Genomic DNA, 15,181 nt, shown 5'->3' with positions numbered 1-15,181 from the left:
CCGGCGAATGATAACCCAGCAAGTAAAAACGCCTCCCCAGAGGCGTTTTTGCGCCAACATTTCGCGCACACCAATGCCCCTCACCTATGATTGTCCCCAGCAATAAAAACAAATTCCACAATACTTAAGTCAATAAATCTACATTTTAGGTCGCTAATATTAATTGAAGTTCTGCTGTATGCTGCAAAGCAGAGATTGCGATGGTAATGGGGAATGTGGTTAACAGCGTCATTAACCTCAGCCGCTAACCGCCTAATGAAATAGGCCTAAATACACCCGCTGATTTTACTGGGAAGGAACAATAACAATGGAACTGCATTTGCGTACCAGATATCAAGCTTACCTTCGCGCCAAAACCCATTGGGCGATCATTCTGCCCTTGCTCGGTACACTACTTAGTGGTTGTGGTGGCGGTGAAGACACTACCGAGGTTGCGCCGTCCCCCACTCCGCCCGTGAGTACACCTGAGCCTGAACCCGGTGATACACCGGTAACGCCAGTGCCTGAAGATGAAAATCCTCCGCCGTTAGAAGCGCCTGCACTGACCAGTGCCGTGCCCTTGCCTCGCGCAGACGCGCCCTCATTACCACCACCGCCTGCGAGCTTGCGCTTGCCCGCCGACTTTGACATGGGGCAGCAGCACCAACAAGTTAAATCGACCGGCAGACGTGCAGTGATTGCAGCAACGGATGCAACGCTGCTCACGCCAGTGGCAGCAACCTCCTCGGGCGATGAAAATGACACCAATACCGCTGCCAAAGCCATTGATGGCGATGTAGAAACTCGCTGGGAAAGTGCGTGGAATAACACCGCGATTGACCCTGACGCAGCATGGTTACAGTTTGATTTTGGCGGTAAAACAGCGATTGGTTATATGAAGCTGCTATGGGAACGCGCCCATGCAACGGAATATGCCATCTACATCTCTGATGATGCCGAGACCTGGTATCAATTGCGTTATGTTGTCGATTCTCCAGGCGAAACTGAGCAGTTCTACAATTTAGGCATCTATGCCCGATATATCCGCTTACAGGGAATAAGCCGCGCCACGCAATATGGTTATTCGCTATTTGAGGCGGAGTTCCGTGCACCTGCGGCTGATAATTCGCTGCTGCCGTTGGCAACCTCCGCAGTGTCTTTCCCGATGTCTGGCGCTGGGCTCACGCCATTGCCACAGTTTGCTGAACCGATTGAGTCGACGCAATTTTCCCTGCCCGATGGCCGCTTGGTAACGCGCTTTGGTATGGTGGGTCGTTCTCGCCACGCACGGGAACGCGGTGAAGACTGGAATGAAATTGGCTATGGCGTGAATGATACTGTCGATGCGGTAGGGAATCCACGCGATAAAGGGCCTGGGGCACACCTCAATTTTGTGGCTAACTATTTTCAGTTGCGCACTTGGGGCGTAGAGATCATCGACGATAGTAATGTCGCTGGCGTGCTCCATCCTAAGTTAGTGGTTAACCAATACTTTCAGCAGCCACAAAAAGGCGGCGGACATGTGTTTGTGCGCGGCTTTGATAATCCCTACGTAACCGGATATGGCTGGATGAGTCCTGGTGATTTGTTGGATGATTCCACCTATCTCACCGATGGCGCCCCCTGTCCGGTGGTTGCCAAGCCCACCAATGGCGTATTGCTACGCCCTGACAGCGGCTACAACGGTGTTATTGGCGCTAATGATGGTTGTAGCGTGTTGTTCGATACCTTTCCCGGCCACCGAGACAATTCACCCGATGCCAACGGTGTCATGGCGCCTAATGGCACAACCATTGACGCCCGCCCATTGATCAAAGGCGATATATTGGAGTTTTCCAGTTCCTTTTTTACCACGCGTGAGATTATGGATGCGGCGGGTGACAGTCACGGCTATCGCTATTACACCAATGAAATGACCTACGTGATGGGGCAAGGATTAAGCCCTTGGTATGGCGTACAACCACGCCTGAAAAACCAGCCGTTACCAGCGGCAACGTTACAAGGTGGCACAGGCTCAATCTCCTACGATTACGCCGATAACGCCGCATTTATGTTTCAACAACCGCACACCACCATTGGTATGGAAAACATGCAGCGCTTCGTGGAAGGACGACGCTGGATCCATACTAATTTATGGACAGGTGAACATAATGAAGCGGATAACGATCGCAATGATGCAGGCATGCATCTGCAAGGGCCACGCTTTAACCAATCCTCCTGCTTTGGCTGCCACATCAATAATGGCCGCAGTGCCGCGCCTACCGTAATCAACCAGCGGCTAGATACCATGGCGGTGCGCACGGCAGCGTCAACCGAAGCTGGCACCTATTGGCCGGACAGCCATTATGGTGTCGCGGTGCAGATGAACGCCCGTTCTACCACCTCTGGCGCAGCCGAAAACTGGGGCACAGGCGTGTGGTTAGCGGGATTTGAGTATTCCTCTGCCGTGCTGGGCGACGGTACGGTGGTGGAATTACGTAAACCCAAAGTGGCGTTTGAAGGCCCCACCCCAACGGTGTATTCGGTACGTTCGGCGCAGCCGATGATCGGCATGGGGCTGTTGGAAGCCATCCCCGATGCGGAGATTTTATCCCGCGTACGCAGCACGCCTGATGAAGATGGCGTGCAAGGTGTCGCGAACTACAGCTATGACCCAGAAACTGGCGCGGTACATTTAGGCCGTTATGGTTGGAAGGCCAGTAAAGTGAGTTTGCGCCATCAGGTCACCAATGCGGCACTACTCGATATGTCAGTCACCTCAGCAGCCTACCCTAATCGGCAGTGTCTGGCAGGCTCTGCACACTGCAACGCCACTGATGGTAGCGAAGTTGGTCTCTCCGCAGAAGCGGTAGAACGTATGACGCAGTATTTGCAGCTGTTGGGCGTTCCAGCCCAGCGTAGCCTTGTTAGCGGTTTTCCCAAGGGCGTTACGCCGCTGGCCTATCTGGATGTCAATCCTGAGTCGATTGCTAAAGGGGAGCAGTTGTTTAGTGATATCCGTTGTAACAGTTGCCATGTGGTAGAACTGCAAACTGGTGCCACGTCAGAGTTTGCCGAGGTACGTAACCAAACCATCAAACCCTATACCGACCTGCTGCTGCACGATATGGGTAACGAGCTGGCCGATAATTTTGCAGAAGGTTTGGCAAGCGGCAACATGTGGCGTACCTCGCCGTTGTGGGGCATCGGCTACACCGAATATGTCGCCGCTGGCACGCCAGTGGGCTACTTGCACGACAGTCGCGCGCGTAATCTAACCGAAGCGATCTTATGGCATGGCGGCGAGGGAGAAGCCAGTAAACAACGTTTTGCCGCACTCACCGCGCAGGAACGACAGGACTTGCTGGCTTTCCTTAAATCTTTGTAATGGCTTCTTACGCTGGCCAGCATTGCGTTGACCAGCGTTTTTGTAATCGCTGTGACTCAGAAGAAAAATGAGCACAGCCACCAATTTAATCCCAAGTGGTTGAAGCGTCTTTTATATCTAGGATTAGTGAGGTTAGTCAAAACCTCGTTTTGAGCTTTTTTGTTTATGGCTTGCAGCCATAAAGGTGTTGCCTTGACGATATGGCTATTACCAATATGCTCTGTCGTACTAAATCGCCTGCAGCGGGCGCATGCACAGATGATCCAGTGACACGCTGTGAACCCATCCATGGGCGCTCGATCCTCGGCGTCCTGCCTCGGACGGTCACTGGTTCATCTGTGCTGGGAATTACGCTATTTCCCTGAAAAATCTGATCAATGAAATGAGAATGAGCACAATTTTCCAGTTGAAGACTGAATCTGAAAGTACCACGAAAAAAAGTTTTTATGCCCATTTGTTAAATTAATACATACAGTAAGATTTAATATCAGCTGTTAGATATTCCAGTTCTGGGAATATTGTTGAATGATGAATGCCACACATCCTTAATTCATAAAGAATGTTTTCTTTAGATGTGGCTGGAATGGTATATGATTTTATCATTTCTGGACATGCTTCTTGAGCATCTACAGTGGGTATTAGATCGCGATTATAAATGTATTTTCCTGTATGTATAGTAAAGCATCCAGCCTGACTAATAAGTCTCTTATTAATCATTGGCGGTTGATATAAAAAGATAGAGTCATTTAATCTACTAATTGAATCGCCCACTTCAAAAGTTAGATTTACGGGATCGTCATTTGTACAATAATGATTCTCAAGACTGCCTTTAATTTTAACTATTTCGTCAAATTTTAAATCATTAAAGTATGTATGTATCTTACTATTTATCTTGTCTTCCTTGATTTGCAATTCAATTATCTTGTTAATTAGCATCTCTTTAGCACTAAGAAACGAAAATACAACTTCATTTCCATCTAATATTACTAAGGTTTCCCAGAAATCAATATTTGAAATTAAATATTCAAAGTTTTCAAATTTTCTTTTTTTAGAATCTAAAATAAATAGATTGCCATCTTTGTGATTTTTAGATGAACATGCAAAATATAATGCAACTAAAAGGTTTTCTGTCCAGTCTAATAATCTTGTAGGTAGCCCATAATGCTGAGCATAAGTGAGAAGTTCTAGTATGTTATTATGCTTATCTTTAGCTTCTGGATTTCTTCTAATAAACTCCTTAATTAGCCTTGATTCATCATAGAGCTTTCCATCCATATTTCTTAACACACTTGGTATTAGCTTATAACTGATGTCTGAGTGTCCTCTAAACCATAAGTTACCACCTATGTTTTTCGTTACATCTATAGCATCTGAAAGACTATTAATTTCTACCATAAAAATCCATTTAAATTTTTAATAGATATTAGAATTAATAACTATAGCATGGATAAATCACTTATTAATAACATAAAAAATGGAGGCTAAAAAAATGGGGACATCCACCAATATGATTCCAGCTAACACACTGAATTTTTAGGCAACACAAAATTCCCCCTTGGCGCTGCCGCGAGCGTTGCTGAAAATGGCGTAGCCGAGATAGGGATGTCGAGGCGCGAAGGTCGAACAAGGATGTGAGTCCTGAGCATAGCCAGATTTTCAGCATAAGCTGGCGGTGTTGTCAGCGCCGTGGGGCGTCCTCGGGGTTCCAAGGGGCGAGGGACGAGCATCGCCCCTTGGCTCTGGTGTGGAGTGAGCAACTCCACGACTTTCCGCAAACGCAGTTTGCACATAGGCGCAGCCTATTTAGTCGTAGTGTGAGCACGAAAGCTCACGACTTTCGCAAGCGCCAGCTTGCAAGCCAGGTCGCAACCTGCTAGTTCAAGCGCGAAGCCGTTTCGCGCCATCAAACAGCCTAATCCTCTGGCCCTAAAAGGGTAAACTTCAAATTCTTCCGCATATCCTTAAGCACTACCCCTTTTTTCAGCATCGCTATGCTTAACCGCTTTTGCCACTTCAACAGATCTGGCGCTGCCGCCGCTAACGCTGGTTCATTCTCAAACTGAAAATTCAGCAGCAACGAACCGGGAAATAGCTGATATTCAACGGTAAACCAACATTGCACCATGCCGGGAATTTCCGCACGGGCTTGCGCTTCAAGGGCATCCGCAACCGTCTGCACAATCGTTTGTTGTTTTTGTTGTACGTTAGAGAGATTTTTCATGGTTAAAGCCTAATTGTTGAAGCCCAAGTCAGGGGCAAAAATTACGCGCAACGCCGTATAAGTTGGGCATTTTACATGTTTTTAAGAAAATGAGGGCATCCACCAATTTATTCAGCTAACACACTGAATTTTCAGGAAAAACTCATTACACTTCGGCGCAGTGTAGGGAAAAGAATGGGGACAGCCACCAATTTAAACTCAGCTAACACACTGAATTAATAGGCAATACCAATTCCCCTTGGCGCTGCGCAGGTGCGTTGGGCAGCCATTGAGCAATCGAGGCATGGACGCCGAGAAGCAACGCTGAGCCATGGATGGCGAATCGGTGCGATTTGCGAAAATGGCAAACCATAAGCCCGTAGCGTTTTGCGCCGTGGGGCGTCGTCGGGGTTATAAGGGCGAATACTCATCTACGATGAGTGCGCTTATAAGCGCGAGCCATGGATGGCGAGCTGGCCGTTAAACATGGATGTTGTTGCGGGACGAGCATCGCCCTTTGGCTCAGGTGTGGAACGAGTAGTTCCACGACTTTCCGCAAACGCAGTTTGCATAGGCGCCGCCTATTTAGCCGTTGCATGAGCACACAAGCTCACAACACTCACTTTTGTGCTAACAGCTGCAACACCGCGCCAGTGCCTGTGTGTTTAACACCTTCAATCACCTGCCGATCCAACGCTTGCAGATGCAAGATATTCAGCGCAGCTAATTCGCTAGCAACTTCATCTTTATCCAACAGCATTTCTACAGCCTTGGGGCCGCCAGTACCGAACTGTAATTGTCTTGGGGTATAGCCTTCCAACAGAAATACGCCACCCGGTTTCAAGCTATCAATCACCTGTTGATGCACACGTTTACGTAGCACAGCTGGCAGATGACAAAAAATAGAGACGATGCCATCCCACTGCTTGTTGCCAAAGCTAAAATCCGCCAGATCAGCCTGAATATAGTCAACATTGACCCCATATTGTGCCGCGAGTTTCTTCGCTTTGGCAATGCCAACAGCAGACAGATCGACGGCGGTGACTTGGTAGCCTTGTCGTGCCAGATACACAGAGTTACGGCCTTCGCCATCACCAATACACAACACCCGCCCTAGGGGCAGCTCGGCACTGTGCGCCCGCAAAAATTCGTTGGGTTCACTGCCATACACATAGTGTTCGGCATTGTAGACATCATCCCACATACTACTTCCTTGGTTTTTGTAACACTCATAACAAGAGTTACGACCACAACAGCGGCGGCCACAGCCGCCTTCCATAATATTTTTCTAATGTATCATAAACCACAAACAACCGCACAGGCTTAGCGATTAACGTCCACCAGCACCCGGCCCTGGACTTTACCGGCCAACAAATCGCTGGCGGTAGCAATGGCTTCGCTCAGGCCAATTTCACGGGTGTTGTGATCGAGCATGGCTTTAGGCAACCACTGGGCTAACTGCTGCCAGGCTGCAATGCGCTCAGCCTTGGGACGGGTGACGCTGTTAATGCCCAGCAGGCTAACACCACGCAAAATAAAGGGCGCGACCGTTGCAGGGAAGTCCATGCCTTGCGCCAGACCACAGGCCGCCACGGCACCATCGGCTTTGGTGGCAGCACAGGCATTAGCCAGCGTGTGACTGCCGACCGAATCCACCACCGCCGCCCAGCGTTCTTTGGCTAAAGGTTTCCCCGGTTGGCTCAGTTCACTGCGATCGATGATGGCGCTGGCCCCTAAGGCTTGCAGAGAATCTGCCAGTTCAGGACGCCCGGTGGCCGCCACCACCTGATAACCTTTGGCAGCCAGCAAGGCGATGGCAAAAGTACCGACACCGCCGTTAGCGCCGGTCACCAACACCTCACCTTTTTCGGGGGTCAGCCCATGTTTTTCTAGCGCCATGATACATAACATGGCGGTGTAACCGGCAGTGCCAATCGCCATGACATCACGAGTGGAGAAAGCCTCTGGCAGCGGGATCAGCCAATCACCATTGAGGCGAGCAAACTGTGCTAAGCCGCCCCAGTAATTTTCACCAACACCCCAGCCATTCAGCAGCACTTTGTCACCCACCTGATAATCTGGGTGGGCACTTTCGATAACAGTCCCTGCGAGATCGATGCCCGGCACTAACGGAAATTTTCGTACCACCGGCCCTTTGCCGGTAATCGCTAAGCCATCTTTGTAATTGAGCGTGCTGTAATCTACTTGCACCAACACATTTTCGGGGGGCAATTGCGCCTCTGCAAGCTGCTGTAATTCACAGCGATAACCTTGTTCATCTTTATTGATTATCAATGCGTTGAACATCTAAAACTCCCTGATCCAGGCGGTAAATGTGCCCAGCAGTGTAACCAGTTTTTTATGCAGAAATGAAGTTAGCGATTAGTCCCATCAAAAGACCATAGCATCATACGTGTTATGGATTGTCGCCATCGCCCTATAACAAAGGCCACCATTGATGAGGAATGAGGTGTGATATTCAAGCTCTACAAGGACAACGCATGCTAGCAGCATTCCGTTATAGCGAACACAAAAATAATCCGGCGATGTCACCGGATTATCTAGGTTGTCGTTAATTGATTGGGATAGACGATAAACGCCTAACGGAACCAGTTAGTCTTACTCAATTCGACAATTTCATCACCACGGCCATTGATAATGGCTTTCATCATATACAGGCTAAAGCCTTTGGCATGTTCAAACTTGATCTGTGGTGGCATGGCCAGTTCCTGCTTGGCGGTATCCACTTCCACCACTACCGGCCCTTCATCATCGAAGGCATCCTGCAACGCTTGCGGCAAGGCTTTAGGATCGTCCACGTGGATACCGCGAACCCCGCAAGCCTCTGCAATTGCAGCAAAGCTGGGGTTTTGCAAGTCAGTGTCGTTGGAAAGGTAACCGCCAGCCTTCATTTCCATCGCCACAAATCCCAGTGAGCGGTTATTGAATACCACGATTTTCACTGGCAGCTTCAACTGTCGCAGCGACAGTAAATCCCCCATCAGCATGGAGAAACCACCGTCACCACACATGGCGACCACTTGCCGCTGACGGTTTTCGGCCTGAGCGCCCATCGCTTGTGACAAGGCGTTAGCCATCGAGCCATGGTTAAAGGAACCTATCAGTCGCCGTTTACCATTCATCTGTAGATAACGTGCCGCCCAAACCGTCGGTGTGCCCACATCGGCAGTAAACACCGCATCTTCAGCGGCGGTTTCACTGATCAGCCGCGCCAAATATTGCGGATGAATGAGGTTGTGTGAAGTCTTGCCACTGGCTAGGTCGTCCAGATCTTTTCTGGCTTCATGGTAGTTTTTCAAACACTGATCCAGATGGCTACGAGAGCGCCCCTCATCGATAAGCGGCAACAATTCATCAATGGTGTGTTTGATATCACCCAACACGCCGAAATCAATCTGGCAATGACGACCAAGCGATGCCGGGTTGTTATCCACCTGCAATATGTTGGCTTTTTCTGGATAAAACGCCCGATAAGGGAAGCTGGTGCCAAGCAACAGCACGGTCTCAGCCTGGCGCATCGCATGGTAGCCGGAAGCAAAACCGATAAGTCCTGTCATGCCCACATCGTAGGGATTATCGTATTCCAGATATTCCTTACCACGCAGTGCATGGACGATAGGTGCTTGCAGTTTAGCGGCGAGAGCTACCACTTCATCATGAGCATCGGCACAACCAGCGCCGCAAAGGAGGGTTACCTTGCTGCTGCCATTCAGTCGCTGTGCCAGTGTTTCAATGTCAGGCATGGCAGGAAGATAGGTGGCAGGTTTTGGCAAACTCCATTTAGGTTCAACCCCTTCCGGCATCGGTTTTAACGCGATATCGCCAGGCAGAACAATCACAGCTACGTCACGATGCAGTATCGCCTGGCGCATAGCGGTTTCCAGCAAGTAAGGCATCTGCTCTGGATTAGACACCAGCTCGCAGAACACGCTACATTCTTTAAATAATTCCTGCGGATGAGTTTCCTGAAAATAGTTAGTGCCGATTTCGGCAGAAGGAATATGAGCCGCAATCGCCAGCACTGGCACATGGTTGCGATGGCAATCAAACAACCCATTGATCAGATGTAAGTTACCCGGGCCACAGGAACCGGCACATACCGATAATTCACCGGAGATGCTGGCTTCCGCCCCGGCAGCAAAAGCAGCGGTTTCTTCGTGACGAGTACCAAGCCATTCGATGGTGCCGATTTTTCGTAAACTGTCGCTGATACCATTGAGTGAGTCGCCAGTAACGCCCCACATCCGTTTGACACCCGCTTTACTCAGGGTATCGGCAATGAAATACGCAATACTTTGCCCCATACAATACACTCCACTGTTTTTAATCACTGATAGCAGCTTATTAATTCAGTGATTTGCTAATTCTATAGCTGAATAAATTGAAATTTTCTTACAAGACACATCATCCCTCCGTTAAAAAATGTGCGCAAGATCAATTTTATTCGGTCATTAGGGCAAGTTTTTATATCGATATAGCTGTGAATTCTATTAAGGCATAAAAAAAGCCCTTCAAATGAAGGGCCGGAATGAACTTCTCATAGATTGAGAAACTCAGGGTTCAGGACCCGCAGTAGCGACCAGGTTTGTGGTTGACTGCGAGCACAAAATTGGTGACCACGGCGCCAAACACTGACAATGCCAGCAACCATGGACTGATAATAAAAAAAGAGGCAATCACAATGGCACAATCCAGAACCATCTGTAACTTACCGGCGCGGATATTGAATTTATCCTGCATATACAGGGCAAAAATGTTAAATCCGCCGAGACTGGATTTATGCCTAAACATAATCAGCAGTCCCATCCCCAACAATAAGCCGCCCACTAGCGACGCATACAGCGTGTTGAGTTGCGTGAACCCCAGCACCACGTCTAGGTGATCACTCATGACCGATACCACGACAATCGAGATAAAGGTCTTTAACGTAAAACTCCGCCCCATCTTGCGCCACGCCAACCAGAAAAATGGCAAGTTCAGTAACACAAACAGTTGCCCAAAAGACAACGGGGTCAGATGAGTCAGCAATAACGACAGACCCGCGGTTCCACCGGTGAGTAAACCGGCCTGACGTAAAAAAAACACGCCAAGTGACACAAAACAACTGCCAATAAACAGGGCAGTAATATCCTCGAGCAAGGAGTGTTCTCGCTTGGGAGCCATAACAGATTCCATGAAAATACCAATTATTATAATGACTAATTTTGCACTTTAAGTGCCATTTTAGTCACCACTTCGCATAAAAAGATAGCAACAGCATAAATCTGTCATCTGCGGTAGTGGCAAAATAATTGAACACAGTTGTAACATTATGGTGCGCTCATGGGAAGTCCATATTTGAGAACAATGAAATCAACAAGTCAACATTTTTTCGCTATAAACCGCATAAACACTTAACAGCATTCGTAAACAATACATTCCACATACTGCTTTATTGGATAAAGCAGTGCATTTATAACAGGCATCAATGGCTACAGTGGTGTTACTACTGATGCGGTTACGAGGGCGATTTTAAGCCGGGACAACCGCTGCATAAGCACGGTAAAGATAAGCATAAAAATGTTTAACCTTTCAGCAACATTAGTGTCATCTAAATCCCCCAGAATCGGCGCTGACCGACATGATTGTCGGCCCACAATCACAACAGGAAATAACGCGAGGATAGCAATGAAAACCCTACCCCAGGTTCTAGCCGTGCTGACCACGGCTGTCGCAACCGCGTTGGTGAGCACTGCGGCAAACGCTGCCGTTTTGCCCGCTGCACAGACCCAAAGCAACTGGTTTACTGCCGGTGCTGAAGCTGTCGCCGCTAAAGTTGCCGAAGCACGTAAAACCGGTACGGCCAAAAACATCATTTTCTTTGTCGGCGATGGTATGGGAGTATCGACCCTGACCGCTGCGCGCATCTATCAGGGACAAGCCGCAGGCAATAGCGGTGAAGAGAACCGTCTGAGTTTTGAGACTTTTCCATATAGTGCGCTTTCAAAAACTTATTCGGTAAATCAGCAAACCCCCGATTCAGCGCCGACCATGACCGCCATGATCACTGGCGTAAAAACCGAAGATGGCATGTTATCAGTGTCCTCTGAGTCTATCCGAGGCAACTGTTTATCCAGCAAAGGTAATGAACTGAAAACAGCCTTGGAATTGGCAGAAGATTTGGGCAAATCCACCGGGATTATCTCCACCGCTCGTATCACCCACGCCACCCCTGCGGCAACCTATGCTCATACACCCGAGCGTGACTGGGAAGCAGACAGCAATCTGACGGCTGAAGCCGTTGCCAATGGTTGCCACGATATCGCCTACCAGTTGGTAATGGATGCCCCTGGTGACGGTCTGGAAGTCGCCCTTGGCGGTGGCCGCAGTTACTTTCTGCCCAACACAGTGACCGACGGTGAAGGCGCCAAGGGGCGTCGTGCCGATGGTAATGATCTGACAGCCGCCTGGGGTGAAAAATTCCCCCACGCTGCGTATGTCTGGAACAAGGAAGCCTTTGATGCGGTAGATGTTAGCACCACCGACCACCTGTTGGGATTGTTTGAAGCGTCACATATGCAATATGAAGCCGACCGTGCTGACGATACCGCTGGCGAGCCGTCTCTGGCCGAAATGACCAGCAAGGCGATTGATATTCTTAAGAAAAACGACAAAGGTTATTTCTTGATGGTGGAAGGTGGCCGTATCGACCACGCCCACCATGCCGGTAATGCGGCGTGCGCACTGGCCGATACCGTTGCTTTGTCTGACGCCGTGCAGGCCGCAATGGATAAAGTCGATCTGCAGGATACGCTGATCATCGTGTCTGCCGATCACAGCCATACCTTCACCATTGCCGGTTATCCTGCCCGTGGCAATCCAATCCTCGGGTTGGTGCATGAGCCCAATGACGAAACCATCAGCACCTCGCCATCGCTGGCATCAGACGGTCTGCCTTACACCACGCTCGGTTACACCAATGGCCCTGGAGCCAAAACCGGAGCCCGCGAGGATTTGACGGCAATGGATACCACTGATGTGGACTTCTTGCAGCAAGCACAAGTGCCGCTGAGCAGTGAAACCCATGCCGCTGAAGATGTGGCGATTTATGCCGCAGGCCCTGGTGCCTGGCTGTTCCAAGGTAGCGTCGAACAGAACGTCATTTTCCACGTCATGAACCAGGCAGGTGCTCTGGGTGGCAGCAAGTACTGATTTGAGGGATGCAAAGATGAAATTGAAAGCAATTGTGCTCGCCATGATGACCTTGTCGGCATTGACTTTAGCCGGCTGTGGCAGTGATGGCGATAAAGGTGATACGGGTGCGACCGGCCCTGCTGGTAGCGATGGCAGTAATGGTCAAAATGGCACTGATGGTCGTGATTATACCGCGGCCAATGAGTGGTTTATGGCGGGTCAAGCTACGGTTGCCAACGCCAGTAAAAACAGCATCAGTGACCCAGCAGGTAAAGCCAAAAATATCATTCTGTTCGTGGGTGACGGCATGGGTATTTCTACCCTAACCGCCGCACGCATCTATCAGGGACAGCAACAGGGCAACAGCGGTGAAGAGAATCGCCTGAGCTTTGAAACCTTCCCTTATTCCGGTCTGGTAAAGACTTATTCTGCCAACCAGCAGACACCTGACTCAGCGCCAACCATGACCGCCATCGTCACCGGCGTAAAGACCAAAGATGGCATTATTTCGGTGTCTGATGACGCAGTACGTGATGAGTGCAGCACCAGCGCCGGACATGAAGTGATGACCGCGTTGGAACTGGCAGAAATTGCCGGCATGAGTACCGGGATTATTTCTACCGCACGCCTGACCCATGCGACACCGGCGGCAACCTATTCCCATGCGGTTGAACGTAACTGGGAATCTGACAAGGAAATGTCACAAGCCGCCTTGAATGCCGGTTGTAAAGATATTGCCTCGCAACTTATCGACTTCCCTTATGGGGATGGCCCAGAAGTGGCGATGGGCGGCGGTCGGACTTACTTTATGCCAAATACCGCAACGGATCCTGAATATGGTAGCGCCGGTCGCCGTAACGATGGTCGCGATCTCACCGCCGAGTGGACCAGCAAATACAGCGATGGTGCTTACGTGTGGAACCGCGCACAGTTTATGAGTGTGGATACTAGCAGCGTCAAACATCTGTTAGGACTGTTCGAAAACAGCCATATGCAGTATGAAGCTGACCGCGTAGATGGCGATGGTGCCGGTGAACCTTCACTGGCAGAGATGACCAGCCGCGCCCTGGAAATGCTCAAGCAGAATGATAAAGGCTATTTCCTGATGGTGGAAGGTGGCCGTATCGATCACGCCCATCATGCCGGTAATGCCGCTCGGGCGCTGGAAGACACAGTGGCGTTGTCAGACGCCGTACGCGTTGCCATGGAAAAAGCCGATAAAGATACACTGATCCTAGTCACCGCTGACCATAGCCATGTGTTCACCATCGCCGGTTATCCGGTCCGCGGAAACCCGATTCTGGGATTGGTACGTGGGGTTAATGAAAGTGGTGAACCAGCAACCACTTACAGCACCGATAGCAATGGCATGCCTTACACTACACTGGGTTATGCCAACGGCCCTGGCTTTGGTTTTGGTAACGATCCGGTCAACACCGACAACTACCGTCCCGATCTGAACCTGTATAACGTCACCGATGTGGACTATCGCCAAGAAGCCACCGTGCCACTAGGCAGTGAAACCCATGCCGGTGAAGACGTTGCCGTTTATGCTACTGGCCCTGGTGCCCAGCTGGTTACCGGTTCGGTGGAACAGAATATGTTGTTCCATGTGATGAACTACGCGGCCAATCTGGTAGGTCGTGCGGAAGCGGCACAGACACAAAACTGATGCCTCAGTAACGGAACAGCGGCGGCCAGTCGCTGTTCCTTTTATTCTTTGGAGTCTTATCATGAAATTGCTTCCGATGCTGTTATTACTGCTGCCTACCGCCGCCAGTGCCGTGGATTTTTGCCCTAATAGCATGCCAACCCAAAACTGGGGCATACAGTATCAGCTCAGTGGCGCACACCAGGGCACGTTGCTGTTGCTGCGCCAGCAGGCGCAGACCGCCTTCTACAATCCGCAGAACCAAGTGGCCGAGTGGTGGCGCTTTGATAACCCGCAACATCCACAGTTCAGCCGAGTATTTGGCGAAGCCAAACGCCGTATTGACTATTACATGGGTGATTTGAGGACACTGGGAGTACAGGTGTCACAGGCAGAGATTGAAAGCTTTGCAGCGAACCATCTACGCCAAGCACTGACGAAAGTCCCGCAGTCTGACTGTGCCGAAGCTGAAGCCTACGAAGGCGACTACCATCAGGTGCATTACCGCATGTTGTGGAGCACCGCCCTGCAACTTCCCCTGACCTTGGAAACCACAGTGCAAGGTAAAGTCAGCCGTTGGCAGGCGCAACAATTTGTGAATAGTGCCGACGTGACAGGCCACTTTCAGCAATGGCAAGCTTATAAACGCACCGATTTTGCCGATGTTGGTGATAATGAACAGGATCCGTTCCTAGCAAAGATGATCAATCAGGGCTTTGTCGAACATAGCGAGCACGCAGCCTATGACAGCCGCGGTAATCCGCTGGGTAACCATAGTCATTGACACAAC

At 49.9% G+C, this 15,181-nt stretch carries 10 protein-coding genes; 4 read left to right on the top strand and 6 right to left on the bottom strand.

The features are described from left to right. Window positions 1-307: 307 nt before the first annotated feature. A complete protein-coding gene (locus tag IE064_RS05355; protein ID WP_189616970.1) occupies window positions 308-3,346 on the top strand; it encodes a di-heme oxidoredictase family protein in 3,039 nt (1,012 codons plus the stop codon). Between the two features lie 462 nt (window positions 3,347-3,808). Here IE064_RS05355 and IE064_RS05350 read toward each other — a convergent pair whose 3' ends face one another. From IE064_RS05350 to IE064_RS05325, 6 genes are all read right to left on the bottom strand, one after another. Continuing rightward, window positions 3,809-4,741: an FRG domain-containing protein gene (locus IE064_RS05350; RefSeq protein WP_189616969.1), complete on the bottom strand. Its 933-nt coding sequence runs from the start codon at window positions 4,739-4,741 to the stop codon at window positions 3,809-3,811. A gap of 517 nt (window positions 4,742-5,258) precedes the next feature. After that, complete coding sequence (locus IE064_RS05345; RefSeq protein WP_189616968.1) at window positions 5,259-5,567, bottom strand: hypothetical protein; 309 nt, start codon at window positions 5,565-5,567, stop codon at window positions 5,259-5,261. 598 nt (window positions 5,568-6,165) lie between these two features. Further along, window positions 6,166-6,750 (bottom strand): class I SAM-dependent methyltransferase, encoded by a 585-nt coding sequence (locus tag IE064_RS05340; RefSeq protein WP_189616967.1) that lies wholly within the window; start codon window positions 6,748-6,750, stop codon window positions 6,166-6,168. 119 nt (window positions 6,751-6,869) lie between these two features. Beyond that, window positions 6,870-7,853 (bottom strand): acrylyl-CoA reductase (NADPH), encoded by a 984-nt coding sequence (acuI, locus tag IE064_RS05335; RefSeq protein ID WP_189616966.1) that lies wholly within the window; start codon window positions 7,851-7,853, stop codon window positions 6,870-6,872. 293 nt (window positions 7,854-8,146) lie between these two features. Next, a complete protein-coding gene (gene poxB, locus IE064_RS05330; protein ID WP_189616965.1) occupies window positions 8,147-9,871 on the bottom strand; it encodes a ubiquinone-dependent pyruvate dehydrogenase in 1,725 nt (574 codons plus the stop codon). Between the two features lie 256 nt (window positions 9,872-10,127). Continuing rightward, complete coding sequence (locus tag IE064_RS05325; protein ID WP_229799862.1) at window positions 10,128-10,730, bottom strand: YitT family protein; 603 nt, start codon at window positions 10,728-10,730, stop codon at window positions 10,128-10,130. A 504-nt stretch (window positions 10,731-11,234) separates the two neighbouring features. On the opposite strand from IE064_RS05325, the gene IE064_RS05320 reads away from it, so the two are divergent. From IE064_RS05320 to IE064_RS05310, 3 genes are all read left to right on the top strand, one after another. Then, complete coding sequence (locus IE064_RS05320) at window positions 11,235-12,758, top strand: alkaline phosphatase family protein (RefSeq protein WP_189616963.1); 1,524 nt, start codon at window positions 11,235-11,237, stop codon at window positions 12,756-12,758. A gap of 16 nt (window positions 12,759-12,774) precedes the next feature. Further along, window positions 12,775-14,412 carry an alkaline phosphatase family protein gene (locus IE064_RS05315; RefSeq protein WP_189616962.1) on the top strand — a complete coding sequence of 546 codons (1,638 nt, stop codon included), beginning with the start codon at window positions 12,775-12,777 and terminating at the stop codon, window positions 14,410-14,412. Window positions 14,413-14,473: 61 nt separating this feature from the next. Further along, window positions 14,474-15,175, top strand: coding sequence for a hypothetical protein (locus IE064_RS05310; protein WP_189616961.1), 702 nt, complete (start codon window positions 14,474-14,476; stop codon window positions 15,173-15,175). Window positions 15,176-15,181 lie beyond the last annotated feature (6 nt).

This window comes from Shewanella fodinae (genome assembly GCF_014651955.1).
Taxonomy (GTDB): domain Bacteria; phylum Pseudomonadota; class Gammaproteobacteria; order Enterobacterales; family Shewanellaceae; genus Shewanella; species Shewanella fodinae.
This window is presented reverse-complemented; position numbering and strand designations above follow the sequence as displayed.